The sequence below is a fragment of the Pseudanabaena sp. PCC 9330 genome (genome assembly GCF_055795045.1).
On record NZ_JAYFES010000102.1, the window covers coordinates 1 to 21307 of the forward strand.

Here is a 21307-nt window from a genome sequence, read left to right on the forward strand (position 1 = left end):
CATCCCGCTGGCGTAGACACCCTGTAGGGGCGAACCGCGGTTCGCCCTGCCGAATCGGAGGTAGGCGAGCAGAATTTAGTATCACTACTTTTAGCTGCTGAGTAAGCGAGTAATAGGGCAGGGCGCACCCTGCGGCCCGTCATGCCCAGGTCTTTACAGGCAGGGGTGCAGTCGCGCCAAATCGCTTTGCCTGCAAACCTTAAGCCTTCTCTAAACCTTCTCAAGAATGGGGCAAATGGTCTCTTGGGCGCTCTCGGGGGTACTGGGCCAACCAGAGAGTAGCCCAGTTAACTCTTGCTTCAGGAGCTGTAGCTCTTGAATGTGTCTCTCAATCTCGACAAGCTTGTCTTCTAGCTTGGCCTGAATGTGCGAGCAGGGTAAATTGCCCTGATCATGCACCTCCAGAAATTCTCTGATCTCGGTCAGGGTGAGGCCCAGACTCTGCGATCGCCGAATAAAGCCCAGCCGGGTAAACACATCTTCCGCAAAAATGCGGTAGCCGCCCTCAGTGCGTCCGGCAGTTTTAAGCAGGCCGATCTCGTCGTAGTAGCGGATGGTTTTGACGGGCAACCCACTTGCCTTCGCGACCGCGCCAATTAGCCTAGGGGGATCCTGCGTTAGCATGGCCAACCTCATCGGAGTCATAACCCTATGGTAAACCCTCCAGCCCAGCGGAGAGTCTAGATGGGTAATGGAGAAATCTGTACCCAGTGCCATTCCCTAGACCCTAACCATCCAGGCAATTCCCTGAAAACGAATCTCGATTGAAATTCAATTGACTTGCATTTCAACCTGAATCGTGGCACTCTACAGAGGCGGCAGCTCTGCCCCTCTTGGTGTCGGGGTAGTCGCTAGTTCCCCCGGTGCTGGGTGGCCAGGGCAAATCGTATCCGGCGATACAGGTTTCGGGGTATTCTGCTGATTGAATTGTGTAGAACGTTCTATTTGAAACTGCCATGACTCAACTCACCGCTGAAAGCCAAGGACTGCGCCCCGTAAGCGAAGAAGGCCTCAAAGGGCTGGCCGAAAAGGCTCGGAACAACCCCAATGCGATCGCCACCGTGCGCGCCAAAACCGTCTGCGAAGGCCAGTTTCGCAACCTCACCTATGTGCGCGACCTGCCCGCCCACGTGATTGACGAACCCCCCACCCTGCTGGGGCAAGATACCGCACCCAACCCCTCTGAAGCCGTGCTGGCGGCGTTGGGTTCCTGTCTCTCGGTAGGCATTCACGCCAACGCCATTGGGCGCGGCATTCAGCTCACCAAGCTGGAGCTAGAGCTAGAGGGCGACATCAACATCACCGGCGTTTGGGGCATTGGCGACCTGTCAGAAAAGCGCTTGGGCTTCAGCGACATTCGCGTTAAGGTCAATATCGAAGGCAACGCCAGCCGCGAAGAGCTAGATGACCTGGTGGCCCACGCCAACGATTGGTCACCCGTGGCCAATACCCTGCGGCTGCCGGTGAATATGGAGGTCACTCTGGCCTAGTTTTATGGGTGCATTGCTGTGCGCATGCACCCTACTCTCTACTCCCTACCCATCTACCCCTATGCTCCCCAACGCCCTACTCGATCGCATCTCAGCCACCTCCCTACCAGCGGCGATTCCCTTTGACCTGGGGGTGATCGACGAGGCGATCGCCCAGCGCCTCGCACCCCTGGTGCCCGCCATCGACCAGGAGGGGGTTTATCCTCGCGAGTTTATGCACCATCTGGGTGCACTGGGGGGCTTTGGGCAGAGCCTCACCCCTGCATTTGGCGGCCAGGGCCAGGGGTTTCGGGCGGCGGTGCAGGTGATTGAGGCGGTGTCGCAAACCTGTCTGTGTACGGGGTTTATGACCTGGTGCCACATTGCCTGCGTCTGGTATGCCCAAAACACCGACAATGATTTGCTAAAAAAACAGGTGCTGCCCCAGATCGCCACTGGCGAGGTGCTGGCCGGAACGGGGCTGTCAAACCCGATGAAGCACTTTGCCGAGATCGAAAAAATTGCCCTGGTGGCCGAGCGGCGCGAGGGGGGCTATGTGATCGACGGGCTGCTGCCCTGGGTGTCGAATCTGGGGCCGGGGCACTACTTTGCGGTGGTGGCCAAAATTGCCGACAGCGATGACTATCTAATGGCGATCGTCTCCGATCGCCTGCCCGGTCTCACCCTCAAATCGACGGCTCACTTCATTGCCCTGGAGGGTAGCAATACCTATAGCTGTCAGCTGCGCCAGGTGTTTGTGCCCGATGAGTGGATTTTGGCGGCCCCCTGCGCCGACTATATCGATCGCATCAAGCCGGGCTTTGTGCTGGCTCAGGTGGGCATGGGGCTGGGGCTGACCCAGGCCTGTGTTGACAGCATGAAGCGGTCAAACCAGCGCTATGGCCATGTAAATGGCTATTTAGATGACTCGGTGGAGCGCATTGAGGCAGATTTGGAGCAGCTGCGATCGCAGACCTACACCCTGGCCGACACCCTCAACGATCAGCCCCCTTACGGCGAACCTGGCTTTTTTCGTCGGGTGGTGCAGGCCCGCGCCGATGCCTCAGAGCTATCATTGCGAGCATCTCAGGCTGACATGCTCTATGCCGGAGCCAGAAGCTACTTGCAGGGGGGGGCGATCGAGCGTCGCCTGCGCGAAGCCTACTTTGTCGCCATGGTCACCCCGGCACTCAAGCATTTGAAAAAAGTCTTGCAGACTCTGCCTGCTACCCCCTAAGCCGGAGCGCGTCAGGTCCATGAACAGTCAATTGCATCCGTCTTCGTCCCCTGCGACCCATGACTTGCCGAGGGCATCGCCCGATCGCCCTGCCCTAGTGGTGGAGGATCTGGCCAAGCAGTACGCCACCACCCAGGGGCCATTCACCGTCTTTGACGGCATTCACCTAGCGGTGCAGCCCGGTGAAATCGTCTGTCTGCTGGGGGCCAGCGGCTGCGGCAAATCGTCGCTGCTCTCCACCATTGCCGGGCTACAACTGGCAGACCGGGGGCACATCTACCTCCAGGGCGATCGCATTCAGGCTCCCGACCCGCGCATTGGGCTGATCTTTCAGGAGGCGGCCCTGTTGCCCTGGCTAACGGTGCAGCACAATGTCGCCATGGGCCTACAGCTCAGCCACATGCCACGCCTGTCGCGCCCCGAGCTGCGCAGCCGCATTGACCAGGCTCTGCTCAGTGTGGGCCTAGAGAAGTTTCACCGCACCTATCCGCACCAGCTGTCGGGGGGCATGGCCCAGCGGGCTGCGATCGCCCGCACCATTGCCCGCGATCCCCAGCTTCTGCTGATGGATGAGCCCTTTAGCGCCCTCGATGCCATCACTCGGCTCGAAATGCAGCAGCTGTTGCTGGAGATTATTGCCCAGCGCCACTGCACTGCCCTGCTGGTCACCCATGACCTTGACGAGGCGCTACTGCTGGGCGATCGCATTCTGCTCATGAGCCGCAATCCGGGCCGCATTCACCGAGAGTGGGTTGTCACCACCCCCCAGCCCCGAGTGCGCCATACCGAAGACCTGATGGCCCTGCGCGCCGAAATCTTCACCACCCTATCGGAGGTGATGGACAAACCCGCCCTCACCCCCTAGCCCCATCCCTACGCCAAACCGCCATGCACTCCCTAAACTCTCTCTGCGCCTGCTGCGGCCTCAACCGCCGCGACTTTCTCAAACTGGCCTCCCTCTTTTCTGGCTCTGCTGCCCTCAGTGCGATCGCCGGCGGCTGTGGTGCCCCCTCCACCTCCGAGAACGCCACCAGCGCGCCTGGGGCGAATACCACCGCCACGGGCAGCCTCGATCAGCCCGTCAAAATTGGCTATTTGCCCATTCTCGATGCCTCGCCCCTGCTGATTGCCCACGCCAATCAGCTCTACGAAGCCGAGGGTCTCACCGCCGAGCAGCCGGTGCTGTTTCGCTCCTGGGCCGACATTGTCGAAGCCTTTTTAGCTCGCCAGGTCAACGTGGTGCACCTGCTCAGCCCAATTACCGTATGGCTGCGCTATGGGGCGCAAAAAGTACCCGGAAAAATCGTCGCCTGGAACCACGTCGACGGCTCTGCCCTCACCGTGCAGCCCGAAATCAACGAGGTCAAAGACCTCGGCGGCCAGGTGATTGCCGTGCCCTTCTGGTACTCAATTCACAACGTGGTGCTGCAACAGCTGCTGGGTCAGGCGGGCCTGACAGTGGTGACTAAACCCGGCACCCAGACCATTCAGCCCAACGAGGTAAATCTGGTGGTTATGCCGCCCCCCGAAATGGTGTCGGCCCTGGCCAACAAGAGCATTGCGGGCTACATCGTGGCCGAGCCCTTCAACGCCGCAGGCGAAGCCTCTGGCAATGGCAAGGTGCTGCGCTTTACTGGCGACGTGTGGAAGAATCACGCCTGCTGCGTTGTCTTTTTGCACGAAGACGATCTCAACCAGCGCCCCGAATGGGCTCAGGGCGTCGTGAATGCCGTGGTCAAGAGCCAGCTCTGGATTCGCGATCACCGCTCGGAGACCGCCAGCCTGCTTTCTAAAGAGGGGGGCAGCTACACCCCTCACCCCGAGGCCGTGCTGCAAAAGGTGCTCACCGGCTTTGATGCCGACACCTACGCCAAGCAGGGGGCGATCAAACACGCCGACTGGGGCTCTCAGCGGATTGACTTTCAGCCCTTCCCCTTCCCCTCTTACACCGAGGAGCTGGTGCGGCTGCTTCAACAAACCCAGGTGGAGGGCGACAACGCCTTTCTCCAGGGGCTCCAGCCCGCCGAGGTGGCCAGCGATCTGGTGGATGACTCCTTTGTGAAGCAGGCTCTACAAGCAGTGGGCGGGCCTCAGGTCTTTGGCCTGCCTGAGTCTCTATTGCGAGAAGAGAGCTTCCAGATCGCCCGCATGGGGCATTCATCGCTGGCCTAGGCGGCGATCGCTCTAATCGCCGGAGGGTAGAGCGTTGGTTGCTGGTGGGCAATGCCCACCCTAGGGATCAACATAATTTTGCATCAACGCCATAGACGTTGCCCTGGGCGCAGGGCCTGCGCCCCTACCCGCAATCTTCCCAAAATCCAAAATCGCCAATCCAAAATCAGGGCAGCCCCACCCAACCCAACCCTAGCCCCTCCCGAGAGGGGAATTTGATTCTCTATCCATCCCCCCATCTATGGCCCTCACCACCTCACCACCCCGCCGGATCTCAATCCCCATCCCCATCTCTCTTTGGGGCTTGATCGGTACGCTGCTGATCTGGTGGCTAGCGACCACGCCTCTGTGGCATAGCGGGGTGATTGGCGATTTTTCGCCGGAGCGGACTTTTGGGGCGATCGCGCAGATGGTGGTTTCGGGGTCAATTTTTCCGCACATTTGGGCCAGTCTGCGGCGGGTGTTTGTGGGGTTATTCGCCGCTACGCTGATCGGCATTCCCCTGGGGCTGTTGATTGGTCTGTCGCGGGCGATCGAGCAGGCGACGTCGGTGCTGTTTCAGTTTGTGCGCATGATTTCGCCGGTGTCGTGGATGCCGGTGGCGGTGATGGTGTTTGGCATTGGCGACTGGCCGGTGTATTTTTTGCTGACGGTGGCGGCGGTTTGGCCGCTGATGCTAAATGCGGCAGCGGGGGTGGCCTCGGTCGATCGCCGCTGGCTGCTGCTGTCGCGCAGTCTCTGCGCTACCCGCTGGGAAACTGTGACCAAAATAGTGGTACCTGCAACCATTCCCCACTTGCTGACGGGGCTGCGGTTGGCCGTGGGCATTATTTGGATTGTGCTGGTACCGGCAGAAATGTTGGGGGTGAGAGCGGGGTTGGGCTATTTCATTTTAGATACCCGCGATCGCCTCGCCTATTCAGAGCTAATGGCGGCGATTTTGATCATTGGTGCGATCGGTTACCTGCTCGATGCGACCCTGCGCTGGGCAAACCAGGCCTGGCAGCATCGAGCATAGGCGAGACATCGTTCAAGACATTGTTTGCAATTGGTAACAGGTGGGATGGTTCATCGTAAACGCACCCGTGAAGACATGCTTGATGCCATGGTGGGCAGTGTGCACCGCAAAGGGCTAAACGGCACCGGGTTAACGGAGCTATTGCAGGTAAGCGGAGCTTCGTCTGGCAGTTTTTACAACTACTTTGCCTCTAAAGATGATCTGGGCCACGCCCTGATTGATTTTGATTGGCAGCAGCTCAAAACCCATCTGATCGACCCGGCCTCGGCCCAGACCGATGACCCGATCGCCCAAATTTTTTGGATGATCGATGCTCTAGAAGCCAAACACCTGGGCACAGGAGACTGCTTTGGCTGTTTCCTCGGCAATCTGGTGGTGGATCTAGCCGAGTACAATCCCGCCTTTCGCGATCATCTCATTGGGGTGTTTCAGCAGTGGCAGCAGGCATTTGCCAGTCGGCTAGCCCAGGCTGAGTTGAAATCAGGCGTCGATCCCCAAGCCCTAGCAGATGAACTCTTAACGCTGATTCAAGGGGTGCTGCTGTTGGGGCGGCTCTACCAACAGCCTGAGCGACTGAAAGCTGGGTTTACCCAGGTGCGCCGCCACCTGCGCGAGGCATTAGTACCTTAGCTACGGCTAGGATCCTAGGCCCATGGGCAAAGCCCTATCGACCTAGATCTCTGTTTCTGACAGCGGGACATTAGATAGAGCCTTGCGGGTAGCCAAGGCCGCCGCCAGCAGGCTAATGCCAGTGAACAGCAGACTAATACCTACGTAGAGACCAATCAGCCAAAGGGCGCTAATGGGCCAGCGGTTGAGCACCATAATGCCGAGAATCAGCGTCACCACGCCGTTGAGCACCACTAGCCAAGACATGCTGCGACCCGCCTTTTGGGTGAAACCCATGACGATGGTAAACACACCTTCCACTACGAACAAAATGCCAAAGGCAAGGGTCAGCGCCAGCAGCGCCGCCCCCAGGTTAAACAAAATGTAAAGCCCCGCCACCGCATAGAAAATACCGACAATCAGGTTGAGCCAAAACCCTCGCACTGGGTGCGATCGAAAGGATTGCACAATCATCAAAATACCGCTGATGAGAGAAATCCAGCCCATCATGGCGGTAAAGAAAGCAGAGGCGATCGCAGGCGCGATGATGGCCAAGATGCCCAATACAATGAGCGCGATGCTCAGAAAAATGACCCAACTGGTGGAAGACTTAATGTCTTCATTTGATACATTGCCAATTGTCATAGCGATTACCTAAAAATTGTTGTCAGTCTAAATTTCAAACCAAAATTCAATTTGATCTAACCAGACAGCCATAATTAAACAATGCCGACAGGCAAAACGCTGCTGCGCTTAATTAAAGTAGACCGTAAAACCGAGCCACAGAGAGTGGGTCGTCAGATCTACAACGCCTTCTTCACCACCCCAATCGACGCTGGCAAACTTGTAGCTGGGCCGCACAGATACATTGGGCAAAAAGCGCCAGTCAAGCCCCGCAGACCCGCCCCACGAAAGATTGGGAGAGTTACCGAGACCAAACCCGCCCACATAGCCATTGAGCGTGAGTTTGGTGCGTGGGTCAAACAACACCTCCGCGCGGGTTTGCAAAACGGGCTCCACCCATCTGGGGTTGGCGCGGGAGGTCAACTGGGTGTTGGTTGAGACAAAGTCAAACCCGTAGGAGCTATAGCGGGCGCCGCCAAAGAGATCGACCGTCACTGCTGGAAACACCGCCGACGCCAGTACCCCCTCACGGCTGACGAGGGGAAACCGACCCGCCCGCCAGCCTAGAGAAGCCCCAACCCGCGTATAGTCAATCCCCAGTTCCAAAATGCTCTGGGTACCCGATCGCCCAAACAGCAGTCGCGAGCCCAGGTTGGCATAAAAGCCATCGACCACAAAGGCCACGTCGTTGTACCAAATTTCTAGCTCACCCCCCAGCAAAAAAACGCTGCTCAGGTCAACGCCACGAACTTGAGTCAGCTGCACAGTGCGCGTTCCAGAGGCTGGGGTGCCCCCCACGGTCGCCGCCGCCAGTGCCGCCAACTCGCTCGGGCTGAGCCCCGTCGCTGCCCGAGCGCTGGCCACATTAGGGGTAATGGTGAGCCGTTCAACATCAGTACCAGCAAGGGTGATATCGATATTTCCTAGATCTAATACCGACTCAAACACCAGCTGACCACTGACGCTAAAGGGCACCTCTAAGTAAGGCCGAAACTCAACTCGCCAAGGGCTAGGGGTGGCGACCTGGGGCTCTCGCTGGCCGATCTCTGGGGGAATAGCCGGCACGACCTGGGTGCCAGCCCCCTTTCGGGAGTTATCCACAACCTCAGAATATTCAATGGGTATAATTTCAGCCAGGTCAGCGGCGCTGGTCGTCACCGCTCCTAGCGCCTCGACCTTCGACCCAGGTGCCAGGTCAGCGGCAGAAAAGGCGTCCATGGGGGTGAGCCCAACGCTTAGAATAGCTGGGTCGAAGGAGCCAGCAGATTGAAATGCCGCCTCGCTCTCAGCTCCTCCTGCGGCCCGATCGCCTGCTCCACTGTCGGCCCAAGCCCCAGGGGCGGCCCAGACACCCCCCACTATCCCTAGAACCGTCAGCAGCAGCCTAGGAACCCATTTCACTGTTGTCATTACCCGTTTTCCTGCCGGTAGTAGGCTAGTTAGCATGGGACTAGTGGTATCGGGGGATCGCCCCCAGGCGGGCTCTCTGACCTATAAAAGACCAGCTAATTCTAGAAGCTTGAGCACAGCGGGGGCGGGGTTTGAAGCTTAACTTCAGAATTGTCACAGCAAACTCGTCCTGCTCTAAAAAATTCCATTGGTAGCCCACAGCCCAGGCTTTGCCGGAGCAGGCTCGGGATGCGAATGACCCGCTCCTCACTGCTGACTCTAGGAATGCTGCGGGTTATGCAAAGTGCTCCTGGCAAAGTCGGCTAAAGTGATCGCCCCGCTGTTCAAAGTTGGCATATTGGTCAAAACTGGCGCAGGCAGGGGAGAGCAGCACCACCGAGGCCCCCAGAGATGGGGCTACCTCAGCGCTGCGACTCACCGCTCGATCCATCGTCTCAACGATCTCGTAGGCGCTGTAGCCCGCTGTGTCTAGCCGCTGAGCAAACTGGGGGGCCGCATCGCCAATCAGCAGCACCGTGGCGGCTCGTTCTAGAATGCGCTGCACCCAGGCGGTGTCATCTCCTTCTTTGGCCTCGCCGCCCGCGATCAAGACTGCTGGGGCCGCCACCGATCGCAGCCCCACCTCGGCGGCATCGTAGTTGGTGGCCTTAGAGTCGTTGATAAAGTCGATGCCCTGCCAGGTGCAGATGTGCTCTAGCCGGTGAGGCACACCGGGAAAGCTAGAGACCCCAGCGGCGATCGCCTCGGCATCGATCTCCGCTAGACAAGCCGCTGTCACCGCCAGCAGCAGATTTTGCCGGTTGTGGTCGCCCACCATTCGCAGGGCGTCAGCCCGCACAATGGGGATGCCCTCAAATTTGACCCAGTCGGCCTCAAGGTAGGCCACCGGTCGCAGAGGTGCGATCGCGCCCTTACCGTCAGCGCTAGTCCAGTGGGCGGCAGGCAGTACCTCCGCCAAATGCTGACGCAGGTAGGGGTCGTCGCCGTTGAGCACCGCCAGTTCAGAGCGGTGCATCAGAGTAGCTTTGATCTGGGCATAGTTTTCAACGGTTTGGTGCCGCTGTAGGTGGTCGGGAGTGAGGGTCGTCCAGAGGCCAATTTTGGGGGCCAGGGTAGCGGCGGCCTCGATCTGGTAGCTGCTCAGCTCAGCGATCACCCAGTCGGGCACTGTGGGCTCTAGGGCCAGTTCGCAGGCCGCATAGCCAATGTTGCCGCAGGCCGGCGCATGAAACCCCGCCGCCTGAAAAATAGCGGCGGTGAGGGCGGTGGTGGTGGTTTTGCCGTTGGTACCGGTAATGCCTACCCAGGGGCGATCCTGCAAAAATCGCCAGGCCAGCTCCATTTCGCCAATCACCTCCAGGCCGTTGGCGCGGGCCGCCACCAGGGCCGGGCTATCCCAGGGCACACCGGGGCTGACCACCAGCAGGTGGGTGCGGCTGTCGGGCACAAAGCTGTAGTCGAGCAGCACCGCAATGCCCTCCTGGGCCAGTGCCGCTTGCTGAGAGATGAGGGATGGGTTAGAACCGCGATCGCTCAGCACCACCTCCCAGCCATTGCGCTTGAGCAGCCTTGCCGCCGCCACCCCCGACTTCCCGAGACCAATCACATGGGCATTTTTCATTGCACCCTACCCCTTCACGATCGCCCCAAAGTCGCCCAGCACCAGGGCATGGTTGCGCAGCAGGCCCAGCAGATTGAGCCGATTTTGCCGCACCGCCGGGTCGTCGGCCATTACCAACACGCTGTCGGGGCCATCAAAAAAGCCGCTAACCACCGGGGCCACCTGCTCTAGGCCCGCCACCAGCTGGTCGTAATCGCGGCTGGCCTGGGCGGCCTCGGTCTGGGGCACCAGCGCCTCCAGGGCAGCGAAAAAGGCCTGTTCAGCCTTGGCCTCTAAGGCCTCAGCGGCAATCACCCCGGCTGGGTTCAGCACCTCGGTGTCCAGAGTGCCCTGGGCCGCCAGGCGGGTGGCCCGGTTCACCGTTTCGTACACCTTATCCATGCGCCCACTGCGGCGCATCTCCTGCAAAAACAGCGCCCGATCTTTGACATCCAGCGGGTCGGCTAGCGCCCGTTCCCCCAGCACGGCATTGACCAGGTCATAGTCAACCCCCAGTTCATCCTGCAAGAGGGTCTGAATCCGCTGCAAGAAAAAATCGTGTAGTTGGGTGCCCAGAGCTTCGGGAGCGTTGACCTCTAGGGCCGCATCCTGGGCATAGTCTTGCACCACCGTATCCAGTAGCCGCCCCAGGTTGAGGGGTAGCCCCGCCGCCCAGATGATGTTGACCACCGCGTTGGCCGCCCGTCGCAGGGCAAAGGGGTCAGACGACCCCGTGGGCAGCTGGCCCGTGCTAAAAATGCCCACCAGAGTGTCGAGGCGATCGGCAATGCCCACCACCTGGCCCACCAGGGTCTGGGGCAGGCTATCGTGGGCGCCCCTGGGCAGGTAGTGCTCGGCGATCGCAGTGGCCACCGCCTCGGGCTCGCCGCTGTGAATGGCGTACTTTTGGCCCATCACCCCCTGGAGCTCAGGAAATTCACCCACCATTTGGGTGACCAGGTCGGCCTTGCACAGGTAGACGGCCCGGCGAATGTGCTGGCGCGGCTGCGCCCCCAGGTTGAGCTGGTCGCCCAAGTGGTCGGCCACCACCCCAATGCGTTTGACCTTGGCGGCCATCGACCCTAGCCGTTCTTCAAAGGTGACGGTTTCAAGTTTGGGGACGAAGGCGTCGAGGGGCTGGTTGCGATCGGCGTCAAAGAAAAATTTGCCATCTGACAGCCGAGCGCGAATGACCCGCGCGTTGCCCTCGGCGATCAGGGCGTCTTTGGCCGGGTCGCCGTTAGAAATCGTAATGAACATTGGCAGCAGGGCCAGATCCTCAGCGCTTTGCCTCAGAGGAAAGTAGCGCTGGTGGCTCTCCATCTCAATGATGGCCACCTCCGGCGGCAGGTCGAGAAACTCGCGGTCAAACTTGCCCACTACGGCGGTGGGCCATTCGACCAGATTAGTCACCTCATCCAGCAGGGCAGGGGAAATCATTGGCACGCCCCCCAGTTTTTTGGCCGTCTCTTCCACCTGGCGCTGGATCAACAGGCGACGGGCGGCGGGGTCAATCTCGACGTAGGCCTCGCGCAGGGCCTCGACGTAGTCTTGGGCGCGGCGCAGGGTCACAGGGGCGGGATGCAGCACCCGATGCCCATGGGATATGCGATCGCTCTGACAGGCCAGCGAGCCGTTCTCCAGGGTTAGCGGCAGTACCTCGCTATCCAGCAGCGCCACCAGCCAGCGAATCGGGCGTGGAAAGCGCAGGTCGCCATCGCCCCAGCGCATAAACCGTTTGCCCTCTAGGCCCAAAATCCAGGGCGGAATCAGCTCGGTCAGCAGGTCAGCGGCGGCCCGCCCGGGAATCTCCTGGTTGACGAAGACAAAAGCCCCCTTGTCGGTGTCGCGCACCTCCAGTGCCGACACCTCAACCCCGCGCGACTTGGCAAAGCCGAGGGCCGCCTGGGTGGGCTTGCCGTCTCTAAAGGCGGCCTGGGCCGGGGGGCCTTTGACCTCTTCGGTGCGATCGGGTTGGCGCAAGGGCAGCCCGTCAATCACTACCGCCAGCCGCCGGGGGGTACCGTAGACACGCACCGCCTCAGGCTCTAGGGCCAAATCCGTCAGCTCAGCGGAAATACGGGTTTGCCACTGGTGCAGGGCATCACTGACAAAACTGGCGGGCAGTTCTTCGGTGCCAACTTCCAGCAAAAATGTCGCCATAGAAAAAGGTATGAGTTAACCGTCAGTGGGGCAAAGGGGCCAGGTTCAGCGCCCTCGTCTTTGGGCAAAAGTAGGAGTTGGGATTGTCCCGCTAGAGTTATTTAGCCGGGACAATCCCAACCCCCAAATTTTTAGCTTCCCCAGTCTATCAAGGTTTTTGCCCAGGGCCGACGTATTGGTAGGTGGTGAGATAGCCATGCCCCTTCACCATCACCTGACCGACTTCCTCAAAGGCATAGCGGTGGTGCAGCCGCTGGTAGGTGGCCTTGGTGATCTGAATCTTGCCCGGCGTGCCTTGGGCTTCCATTCGGCTGGCGATGTTGACCGCGTCACCCCAGAGGTCGTAGCTAAATTTTTTGATACCAATCACCCCGGCCACCACCGGCCCGGTGTTGATGCCAATGCGCAGCTGAAACTGCTGGCCGTCGGTGCGGACAATGCGCGTGGCTTCGTCCTGCATGGCCAGAGCCATCTCCATCACGGCTTCGGCATGGTCTTCCCTGGGCAGGGGCAGGCCCCCCACCACCATGTAGGCATCACCAATGGTTTTGATCTTTTCGAGCTGGTAGCGCTCGGCCAAGCGATCAAAGGCCGAAAAAATCTGGTTGAGCCAGTTCACCAGCTCCAGCGGGCTTATCTGAGCCGCCAGGGGAGTGAAATTGACGATGTCAGCAAACAAAATGGTGACATCGTCAAAGCGCTCGGCCAGGGAGCCCTCTAGCTGCTTGAGGCGATCGACCACCGCCCGGGGCAAAATATTCAGCAACAGCTGTTCAGACTTTTGCTGCTCCAGACGCAGGGCTTGCTGGGCCTGTTCTCGCTCCTGCATCTCTTGCTGAAGCTGCTGATTTTGAGCCTGCAAAAGCTGGGCCTGGCGGCGCAAGGCCTTTTGCAGATCGCCCAGCAAATTAGTGGCGCTGCCTGCCGATACCGCCATCTGGGCCTGGCGGCGCAGCCGACGCTGCAGCCGATGGGTGGCCACCTGGGCGCGAATGCGGGCAGCAGCCTCTTCAACCCAGAGGGTTTGATCGATGTAGTCGACCACTCCAAATTCAAAGGCCCGCAGTCGTCGAGCCAGGGCTTTGTCTTGGCCCACCACCACCACGGCAATCTGGCGGGTGCGGGGACGTTTATTGAGCCGGTGACACACTCGCATGGCAGCGGTGTCAAACTGGTTGACGGCCAGCAAGATCAGGTCTGGGGAGTCTGCCTCAGCCTCAGCGATAATCTCATCTTCGCTGTTGGCGTGGCGCAACTCGTAACCTTCGCTTTTGAGGAGGCCCAGCAGCTCAGTCAGCGGGCCCAGGCTACTGTTGGCCACTGGTGCCACTAAAATGACGCCTAGGTCTGGCGAAACGTTGGTCATAGAGGCCTAAAGCAAAAGCGACCACCCCCACTACGTAGATACTGACCCGGGAGGCACAGGACAGTCGCCGTCAGAGCACCCTGAGGTAATGCTACAGCCACCATCCTTCTCTGTCTTGGGCCGCGCCTTATCCTCCTTGAGCCTTAGATCAAGGCTCAGTGCCTCAGTTATAGCTCTCTCCGGGCAATTCATGGTTGAATCGGAAGGAATCGGCTTAACCCGACGATGGTCTGCCATAGCTCAGGCCAATTCTGGCAAAAAATACTGAGGTTGCTTCCCGAGGGCGCAGGCTGCGCCCCGCTAACGAGCTGTTCTACCGTAGGGGCAAACCGTTGTTGGCCTGATGTAGGAAAGTTTTTTGAGCAATCGCCTAAGTCCAGCCTAAGTCCAATAGTGTCTCTCCCCACAGCTTCTGCCTAGGACAATCTCTTGCCAGCATACCCCGGTGTGATTTTGCCGTATGACCGCTTGTGACAATCCTTTTTTGGCCCTAAAGGCGCGCCGGGTGGTGCTGTTTTTTGTGGCCATCTCCCTCGGCTTAGGTCTGGTCTTTGGTATCTTGGGTGCCCTAGAGATGTTGCCTATGCAGGGTGATGACCCAATTCTGGCACCGATTCTCTACAGTCTGATCTTTGTTGGTCTAAGTGTGTTTATTGTGCGATCGACCCGGCGATCGCCCCTGCGGCTGACCCTGCTGCTGGGTCAATGGCCCCAGCACCTAGCCTGGGTGCAGCTACTGTGGCTGGTGGTAGGGCTATTTTTGTTTTCGCTGGGGGCGTTTCAGGTGTCCTATCTGGGACTGGCCCTGGTTGCCCCAGACTTAGTAGAGAGCACCTTACAGCAGTCGCTGATGTTATCGGCTGACCAGGCGGCTAACCCGGCCCTCTACAACCTGCTGGTGCTGTTCTCGGTGCTGGTGGTGGCCCCCGTCACCGAGGAGTTTATCTTTCGCGGCGTGCTGCTGCACCGCTGGGGGGTCAAGTGGGGCATTGGCCCGGCGATCGTGCTGACGTCGGTGCTGTTTGGGGTGCTGCACTCTAACCTGGTGGGGCTGTTTGTCTTTGGGGTGGTGATGTCGCTGCTCTACCTGAGTACGCGATCGCTGGTGGTGCCAATGGTGGCCCACGCCCTCAACAATGCGATCGCCTCAGGGGTCGATTTTCTCTCCACCCAGTCGGCCGCAAACACCCTCGACACCCTGGCCGAGTTTCAGGCTAGCTGGTGGGTGGGGCCGCTGTGTCTGCTGGTGTCAGCCCCCTGGGTGCTGCGCTACGTGGCCTACCACTGGCCCAACGACGAGACTCAGCTGCCCTACTTTGCCAACCAAGACTGCCGACTTTCGCGAAGGTAATATTGGCATGGGTAATACCACCGAACCTGGTCAGACCAGTCCACCTCAAAACTAGCCAGGTTCCGTATTTCTCGCGACGTCTCTAGCCCTCCGACCAACGACAATAAATTTAATTCTGAAGAACGCAGACAGGCATAGCGCCAGCGGCTCACTTGGGGGCATTTGAACCACAGGGCTGGTCTGTTTGAGAAGCGTCCTTACAGGTAAGTGTGTCTGACTCCAGGGGGCTTTCAGGGGTCAGGCACTTTTTATTTTTGGGGTGGTCACCCAGGTGCATACCCCCGGTTGTGTGGTTCTGTGGCCAAGCCCCCTCCCAATGGGAGGGGGCTTGGGGCTTTGGGGGCAGTAGAGCAGGGTTTGACTGTCGTCGCCCTCAGATCTGCCCTACAGTGGGCTATGAAAAACAGCCCCTGACCGGAGTCAACTTTGCCTAAGCTCAATCGCGCCCAGGCACCCCTGGGCTTTATTCCACCGCGCTACAAGCCCTGGGTGGTGCAATTGGGCTATTTTTTGCTGCCCCTCATACTGCGGCTGCGGCTGCGGCCCTGGTTGCCAGCGGGCATTTGGCCGGTGACCTGCCCCAACCCCGAAGTGCTAGCAACGTGCTTTCGCCAGTTTCAGTCGGGCCAGATTCGCCTGATGATGGCCTTTCGCCACAGCCAGGTCGATGACCCCCTGTGCCTGTCTTACCTGTTTTCGCGACTGGTGCCCCAGGCGGCTAGCCAGCGGGGGTTTAGCCTAGGGAGACCAGTCCACAGCTTCTTTATGTACGACCGGGGCATGCCGCTCTGGGCCGGGCGATGGCTGGGCTGGTTTTTTGCGGCGATCGGGGGTATTCCGGTGCATCGGGGGCGGCGGCTCGACCTCAAGGCGCTAAAGGCGGTGCGCGAGGCCATGCTCAACGCCCCTCTGCCGGTGACCATTGCCCCCGAGGGGGCCACCAATGGCCACGGCGAAACCATCAGCGATCTGGAACCCGGCACCGCTCAGCTGGCCTTTTGGGCCGTAGAAGACCTGCACAAGGCGGGGCGCTCTGAGGCGGTGGTGCTGCTGCCTGTAGGGCTGCGCTACCTATACCCAAGGCCCGACTGGGGGGCTCTCAACCGGCTGATGGCTCGGCTTGAGGCCGACTGTGGGCTGCCGGTGCAGTCTTTTAGCGATCCGGCGGCTGTGGCTGCGGCAGACTACTACCCTCGATTGTTGGCCTTGGGCCAGCACCTACTCAGCCGCATGGAGCAGTTTTATCAGCGTTTCTACCGGCTGGATGCTGGCCTGAGCCAGTCGGGCTCGGTCGAGGCTGACGGCCCGACTGACCCAGCGGCGATCGCCCAGCGGTTGGCCACCGTTCTCGACGGTGCGCTGCGGGTGGGCGAACATTTCTTTGTTTTACCCAGCACGGGCTCGCTGGTTACCCGCTGCCGCCGCTTAGAAGAAGCGGGGTGGAGCTATATCTACCGCGAAGACATCGCCGATCTGACTCAGCTTTCGCCGGTAGATCGGGGTCTAGCCAACTGGATCGCCGAGGCCGCTACCCTGCACCTACGGCACATGCGCCTGGTAGAGAGCTTTGTGGCGGTGAATGGCCACTACGTCAAAGACAGCCCCACCTTTGAGCGTTTCGCCGAAACTACCCTGATTCTCTTTGACCTGGTGGAGCGAATAAAGGGGACAAGGGTACCCAAACGTCCCCAGTTGGGTCTGCGCCAGGCCGTAATCACCCTAGGAGAGCCTATGCATATTAGCGATCGCTGGACTGACTACGCCCAATCGCGGCGATCGGCCAAGGCGGCGGTCGAAACCCTGACCGCCGATCTGCAAAAGGCTCTAGAGGCGTTAATTCCCATCCCTAGCCCAGATCAAACCCTGTGATTTTTTGGCCCCACCCCAGTACAACAGTGGAATGCCGCCTACGGAAAACACCGAATCTTGGGTTGGGCTGTGGCCCCATCGCTGCCTCATCGCCCTCTGGCCGATGGCCATCAGTAACGGGTAACGGGAATCGGCAACAGGTTTGGGGAATAGTAAGAGCAAGAGGTGTTTCTATCCTTACATTCGAGGTGAATACCATGGTCAACAACACAGCAGTCAATATTTTTTGGCAGTCTGGACTGTCGGTGGGTAGCTTTTTGCTGCTGGTGATTTTGCTGGCCTAGGGGCTCAGAGCAGCCTCTGCCCGCTATCGTTTGCGGCCCTTTGAAAACGGTTATCGAGACTCTGGGATCAGGCTATAGTGAGTCTTTATCGCTGTCAGGGGAGCTGTCATGGGTAACCGCAGCACTGTTGTCGAAATTTTGTCTGCCGAAGAGATGCGCCGCACCCTCAATCGCCTGGCCTCGGAGGTAGTAGAGCGGGGAGGCGATCTAAGTCGTCTGGTGCTGCTGGGCATTTACACCCGAGGAGTGCCGTTAGCGCACCTGCTGGCCCAGCAGATTCAGCGGCTAGAGGGGGTAGAGCTGCCGGTGGGGGCGATCGATATCACCCTCTACCGCGATGACTTAGATAAGATCAGCACCCGCACTCCGGCCCGCACCAAAATTCCCTTTGACATTGGCGATCGCACCGTCGTGTTGGTCGATGACGTAATCTTTAGCGGTCGCACCATTCGCGCCGCCCTCAACGCCGTCATTGACTATGGGCGACCCAGCGCCATTCGCCTGGCGGTGCTGATCGATCGCGGCCACCGTGAGCTGCCCGTGCACCCCGACTACGTGGGCAAAACCCTGCCTACCGCCAAAGACGAAGCTGTGAAAGTGTTTTTGCAGGATGTCGATGGGCGCGATGCCGTCGAATTGTTAAAGCAGTAGGGGCATGGGTGTTACATCTGGTGTGCGATCGCATCCAGGGCACCCCATTCTTCCCTAGGATAGGGGCGTTGATTTAGCGATAACCTCCGTGACCGCACTGCCCATTGCTCCCCATACCGAGAGACCTGAGCCTGAGCCCGCCAACGACACAACGTCCCAGGCTACCCAGTCTCGCAAGGCAGACCACCTACGCATTTGTTTAGAGCAGCCCGTACAGTGTGCCCAGGTCACCACCGGGCTAGAGCGCTACCGGTTTACCCACTGTTGCCTGCCCGAGATCAATTACCAAGACATCGATCTCAGCACCAGCTTTTTGGGCTACCGGTTGAGGGCACCGCTGCTGATTTCTTCAATGACCGGCGGCACCGATACCGCCCATTGCATCAACCGACGGCTAGCGACTGTGGCCCAGCGCTACGGGCTGGCCATGGGCGTTGGCTCCCAGCGGGTGGGCGTCGAAAACCCAGACCTGATGGAGACATTTGCCGTCAGAGCTCAGGCTCCCGATATTTTGCTGCTAGCCAACCTGGGGGCCGTGCAGTTTAACTACGGCTATGGCGTTGACCAGTGCCGCCGCGCCATCGACCAGCTAGGGGCCAATGCCCTAATTTTGCACCTCAACCCCCTGCAAGAGGCGGTACAGACCGGTGGCGACACCAACTTCACAGGCCTGCTCCAAAAAATTGAACAGGTCTGCGCCCAGTTACCAGTACCGGTGATTGTCAAAGAAGTGGGCAACGGCATCTCGGCTCCCATGGTGCGACGCCTGGTAGAAGCCGGTGTAGCGGCGATCGACGTGGCCGGGGCCGGAGGCACCTCCTGGGCCAGGGTCGAGGGCGAGCGAGCCGCCGATGCCCATCAGCGACGGCTCGGGCAAACCTTTGGCGACTGGGGCTTGCCCACGGCAGACTGCATTGTAGCGGCCCGTCAGACAGCGCCGACCTTACCATTGATTGCCTCTGGGGGGTTGCGCCACGGGCTAGATATTGCTAAAGCCCTCGCCCTAGGGGCAGATCTGGCGGGGTTGGCTATGCCATTTCTGCGGGCCGCCCATGAGTCAGAGCAATCTGTAGCGGATCTGACCGAGGTGCTCATAGCGGAGATTAAAACTGTCCTATTTTGCACAGGCCAGAGTACCGTGCTGGGGCTACGGCAAACCGGGGTAATGGCAAGGGTAAATTGACCAACCCCTACCCAGTACCCCTATCAAGGCCAGGGGGAATCTAGGGAAAAACCTGCTGCGCAATCTGGACTGAGGGTGGACAACTTTATTTCTACCGCATCGGTTTCTATCGCCCGGTCGATACAGCATCTGGTTCAAATGAGTAGCTTGATCGAGTACGCCATACTTCTAAAGACAATGCGACTCAAGCTTCTCAGCTACGCCAGCGGTCTAGGTTTGCTAGCTGGCGCTCTACTGTGGCCAACCACCAGCCCAGCCCAAGGTTTTTGCTACATGGTCGACGCCGATGGTGAGGTGACTAATCTAGACAGCCTTTGCCAAAGCGATGATGCTCCTGTTCCAAGTCAGCCCCAGGCGGATACCGCTGGTGAAGCGCAACCCAGCTCATCTTCAAGCGTCACTAGATTTACCATTACCGGGCCTGCTTCTGTCCCAGGATCTAGTCAATCAACCCCTGCGGTGGCCCCCACAGCTCCTCAGCTCAATGACGCTGACGCAGGAGCAGACCCGATCGACAGTGCTGTGAATGCAGAGAGCGAAGAGGTTGGCAATGGGGCTGAGACGCCAGATGCAAATATCGACGTGCCTGCGATCGAGGTGCGTGAGATTCCTGTCCCTGAGGTCGGAGCCCCCTAGTACCGCCGGGCAGAAATTTGTCCACTATTCCTGTTCGGCAGGATAGATTTCTGCCAGCCAATACTTGCCTCAAAAGGCTATTTTTTAGACCTAGGGCGTAATTTTTGCCTTAAGCTCAGTTTTGATTCGGCTTAAGATTGAAACGTCGTCTAACCCGTCAAGAATTTCACGAATTACGGCTCTTGGCCCGTTGGGGCCCCAGGTGGCACCGTTGGTCAGGTAGCTTTTGGTAATCTGGCCAATGCTGTAGGTGGCTAGGCCCGCCACCCCGCCTTGTACCAGAGCGACGGGTACGTAGGGAGCTAGGGTAAGCCCACCGGTAGCGATCGCTGCTCCCCCCAGCACCCCCTTCAACGAGCTCAACCCCAGGGTAATCACCAGCTCGCTGACGGTGATGCCGCCCAGACCAAAGGCAATCTGCTGGAGCAGCTTGAGGGCGGCGGGGCGGGTCATGGGCAACCCGTAAAGGCGCGACAAAGTGAGAATCAGCATGATGTCAATCACAGTGCCGCCGACTAGGTCAGCGACGATGATGGGGTTGAGGGCTACGGCCACAGCCTTGAGCATGGTGGCGTTCCAGATGGTATCGTCGGCGATGCGATCGCAAATTTGTCGCTTGCGCTCTACAATTTCAGCACTGATCCCCTCGGCATACAGCAGAGTGTTGAGCGCCACCAGGGCCTTCCCCTCCCGGTGCAAAATGTCGAGAATTTTGAGCTTGAGATCATCGACCTGGGGCTGACCACGCACGGTTTGATAAACCACCTCGCCATCGGCCTGGGGCACGGCCTGCACTACCAGAGGCGAAGCAGCCGCCATGACAATTTCATCGGGGGAGATCAGATCTTGCAAGCGGCGATCGCGCAGGGTTTCGTAGATCGTCTGGCGATCGGCCTCGGGATATTGATCGACTTTGTTAAACACCAGCAGCATGGGCTTACTGGCCTGACGCAGGGCTTGCAGCGCCTCGTACTCCACCCGAGTGATATCTCCCGCCACCACAAAGAGAATCAAATCGACCTGCGCAGCAATGCGGCGGGCTAAGGCGGCGCGGTCTTCGCCATCCACTTCATCCAGGCCGGGGGTGTCGATCAGCTCAATGCGCGACTGACCCAGACCTTTGAGTGAGACCCGCAGCAGGTCGGGGGTATCTGCCGCGAGGGCATCTCGACTGACCACCCAGGGGCTACCTTCCACCACTTGGGTAATGCCGTGGGTGGAGCCAGTGGTGAAGACCTCGTGCCCCATCAGCGCGTTTAGCAGCGACGATTTACCTCGCCCCACCAACCCAAAGGCCGCAATATGAACCACCGTATGCTCTAGCTTATCTGCCAGACCCCGAAGGTTTTGCAGCGCCTCTTCTACTCCAGCCTGCTCCCGAGCCGTTAAGTTAAGACGCTGCACCAGACCGCCCAGAGCCTCTTGGGCCCGGCGGTAGTTGAGATCGTCTTGCAAATCCTGAAAATCCAGCACTAGATCGCCCAACTCTTGCTCCACCTCTTCCCAGGTGGCCAGGTCGGCAGGAGGCAGGGCAAGAGAGGTTCCCTGTACCTCAGCAATGAGCTGGCCCAGTTCTGCCTCCACCTCGTCCCAGGTCGGGTCGGGGGTCAGGGGTAACCTATCGTTAGAATCGGTCATAGATCAGGGGATTGCCTGGTACGTGAG

18 protein-coding genes are annotated in these 21307 nt (G+C 59.3%); 11 read left to right on the forward strand and 7 right to left on the reverse strand.

Features of this window, described 5'->3' with window-relative positions; translation table 11 throughout:
• Positions 1-210: 210 nt before the first annotated feature.
• Positions 211-624, reverse strand: coding sequence for a heavy metal-responsive transcriptional regulator (locus tag AC0QKW_RS11930; protein ID WP_473151299.1), 414 nt, complete (start codon positions 622-624; stop codon positions 211-213).
• 332 nt (positions 625-956) lie between these two features.
• Between AC0QKW_RS11930 and AC0QKW_RS11935 the strand changes: the two genes are divergently transcribed.
• The 6 genes from AC0QKW_RS11935 to AC0QKW_RS11960 all read left to right on the forward strand — a co-directional run bounded on the left by AC0QKW_RS11935 (position 957) and on the right by AC0QKW_RS11960 (position 6526).
• Positions 957-1490: an OsmC family protein gene (locus tag AC0QKW_RS11935; RefSeq protein ID WP_473151300.1), complete on the forward strand. Its 534-nt coding sequence runs from the start codon at positions 957-959 to the stop codon at positions 1488-1490.
• Positions 1491-1551: 61 nt separating this feature from the next.
• Positions 1552-2706: an acyl-CoA dehydrogenase family protein gene (locus tag AC0QKW_RS11940; protein WP_473151301.1), complete on the forward strand. Its 1155-nt coding sequence runs from the start codon at positions 1552-1554 to the stop codon at positions 2704-2706.
• Between the two features lie 19 nt (positions 2707-2725).
• Positions 2726-3571 (forward strand): ABC transporter ATP-binding protein, encoded by an 846-nt coding sequence (locus AC0QKW_RS11945; protein WP_473151302.1) that lies wholly within the window; start codon positions 2726-2728, stop codon positions 3569-3571.
• A gap of 23 nt (positions 3572-3594) precedes the next feature.
• The gene (locus tag AC0QKW_RS11950; protein WP_473151303.1) at positions 3595-4878 is read left to right on the forward strand and encodes an ABC transporter substrate-binding protein; all 1284 of its coding nucleotides are present in this window, start codon (positions 3595-3597) and stop codon (positions 4876-4878) included.
• 241 nt (positions 4879-5119) lie between these two features.
• A complete protein-coding gene (locus AC0QKW_RS11955; RefSeq protein WP_473151304.1) occupies positions 5120-5896 on the forward strand; it encodes an ABC transporter permease in 777 nt (258 codons plus the stop codon).
• Between the two features lie 45 nt (positions 5897-5941).
• Positions 5942-6526 (forward strand): TetR/AcrR family transcriptional regulator, encoded by a 585-nt coding sequence (locus tag AC0QKW_RS11960; protein ID WP_473151305.1) that lies wholly within the window; start codon positions 5942-5944, stop codon positions 6524-6526.
• 42 nt (positions 6527-6568) lie between these two features.
• Here AC0QKW_RS11960 and AC0QKW_RS11965 read toward each other — a convergent pair whose 3' ends face one another.
• The 5 genes from AC0QKW_RS11965 to AC0QKW_RS11985 form a co-directional block, all read right to left on the reverse strand.
• Complete coding sequence (locus AC0QKW_RS11965) at positions 6569-7150, reverse strand: HdeD family acid-resistance protein (protein ID WP_473151306.1); 582 nt, start codon at positions 7148-7150, stop codon at positions 6569-6571.
• 108 nt (positions 7151-7258) lie between these two features.
• Complete coding sequence (locus tag AC0QKW_RS11970) at positions 7259-8539, reverse strand: outer membrane protein (RefSeq protein WP_473151307.1); 1281 nt, start codon at positions 8537-8539, stop codon at positions 7259-7261.
• 274 nt (positions 8540-8813) lie between these two features.
• On the reverse strand, positions 8814-10160 hold the full coding sequence (gene murD, locus AC0QKW_RS11975) for a UDP-N-acetylmuramoyl-L-alanine--D-glutamate ligase (RefSeq protein ID WP_473151308.1): 1347 nt from the start codon (positions 10158-10160) through the stop codon (positions 8814-8816).
• A 6-nt stretch (positions 10161-10166) separates the two neighbouring features.
• Entirely contained in the window at positions 10167-12302 is a 2136-nt protein-coding gene (gene glyS / locus AC0QKW_RS11980) for a glycine--tRNA ligase subunit beta (RefSeq protein ID WP_473151309.1), read from the reverse strand.
• Positions 12303-12450: 148 nt separating this feature from the next.
• Complete coding sequence (locus AC0QKW_RS11985) at positions 12451-13668, reverse strand: adenylate/guanylate cyclase domain-containing protein (RefSeq protein ID WP_473151310.1); 1218 nt, start codon at positions 13666-13668, stop codon at positions 12451-12453.
• A 460-nt stretch (positions 13669-14128) separates the two neighbouring features.
• Between AC0QKW_RS11985 and AC0QKW_RS11990 the strand changes: the two genes are divergently transcribed.
• The 5 genes from AC0QKW_RS11990 to AC0QKW_RS12010 all read left to right on the forward strand — a co-directional run bounded on the left by AC0QKW_RS11990 (position 14129) and on the right by AC0QKW_RS12010 (position 19642).
• Positions 14129-15019 carry a lysostaphin resistance A-like protein gene (locus AC0QKW_RS11990; RefSeq protein WP_473151311.1) on the forward strand — a complete coding sequence of 297 codons (891 nt, stop codon included), beginning with the start codon at positions 14129-14131 and terminating at the stop codon, positions 15017-15019.
• A gap of 426 nt (positions 15020-15445) precedes the next feature.
• A complete protein-coding gene (locus AC0QKW_RS11995) occupies positions 15446-16888 on the forward strand; it encodes a lysophospholipid acyltransferase family protein (RefSeq protein ID WP_473151312.1) in 1443 nt (480 codons plus the stop codon).
• Between the two features lie 392 nt (positions 16889-17280).
• Complete coding sequence (gene pyrR / locus AC0QKW_RS12000) at positions 17281-17823, forward strand: bifunctional pyr operon transcriptional regulator/uracil phosphoribosyltransferase PyrR (RefSeq protein ID WP_473151313.1); 543 nt, start codon at positions 17281-17283, stop codon at positions 17821-17823.
• Between the two features lie 103 nt (positions 17824-17926).
• Positions 17927-19006, forward strand: a complete 1080-nt coding sequence (fni, locus tag AC0QKW_RS12005) for a type 2 isopentenyl-diphosphate Delta-isomerase (RefSeq protein WP_473151401.1) — start codon at positions 17927-17929, stop codon at positions 19004-19006.
• Between the two features lie 177 nt (positions 19007-19183).
• Entirely contained in the window at positions 19184-19642 is a 459-nt protein-coding gene (locus AC0QKW_RS12010; RefSeq protein WP_473151314.1) for a hypothetical protein, read from the forward strand.
• Between the two features lie 90 nt (positions 19643-19732).
• Here the strand turns inward: AC0QKW_RS12010 and AC0QKW_RS12015 are convergent, their stop codons facing one another.
• Complete coding sequence (locus AC0QKW_RS12015; protein ID WP_473151315.1) at positions 19733-21280, reverse strand: GTP-binding protein; 1548 nt, start codon at positions 21278-21280, stop codon at positions 19733-19735.
• Positions 21281-21307 lie beyond the last annotated feature (27 nt).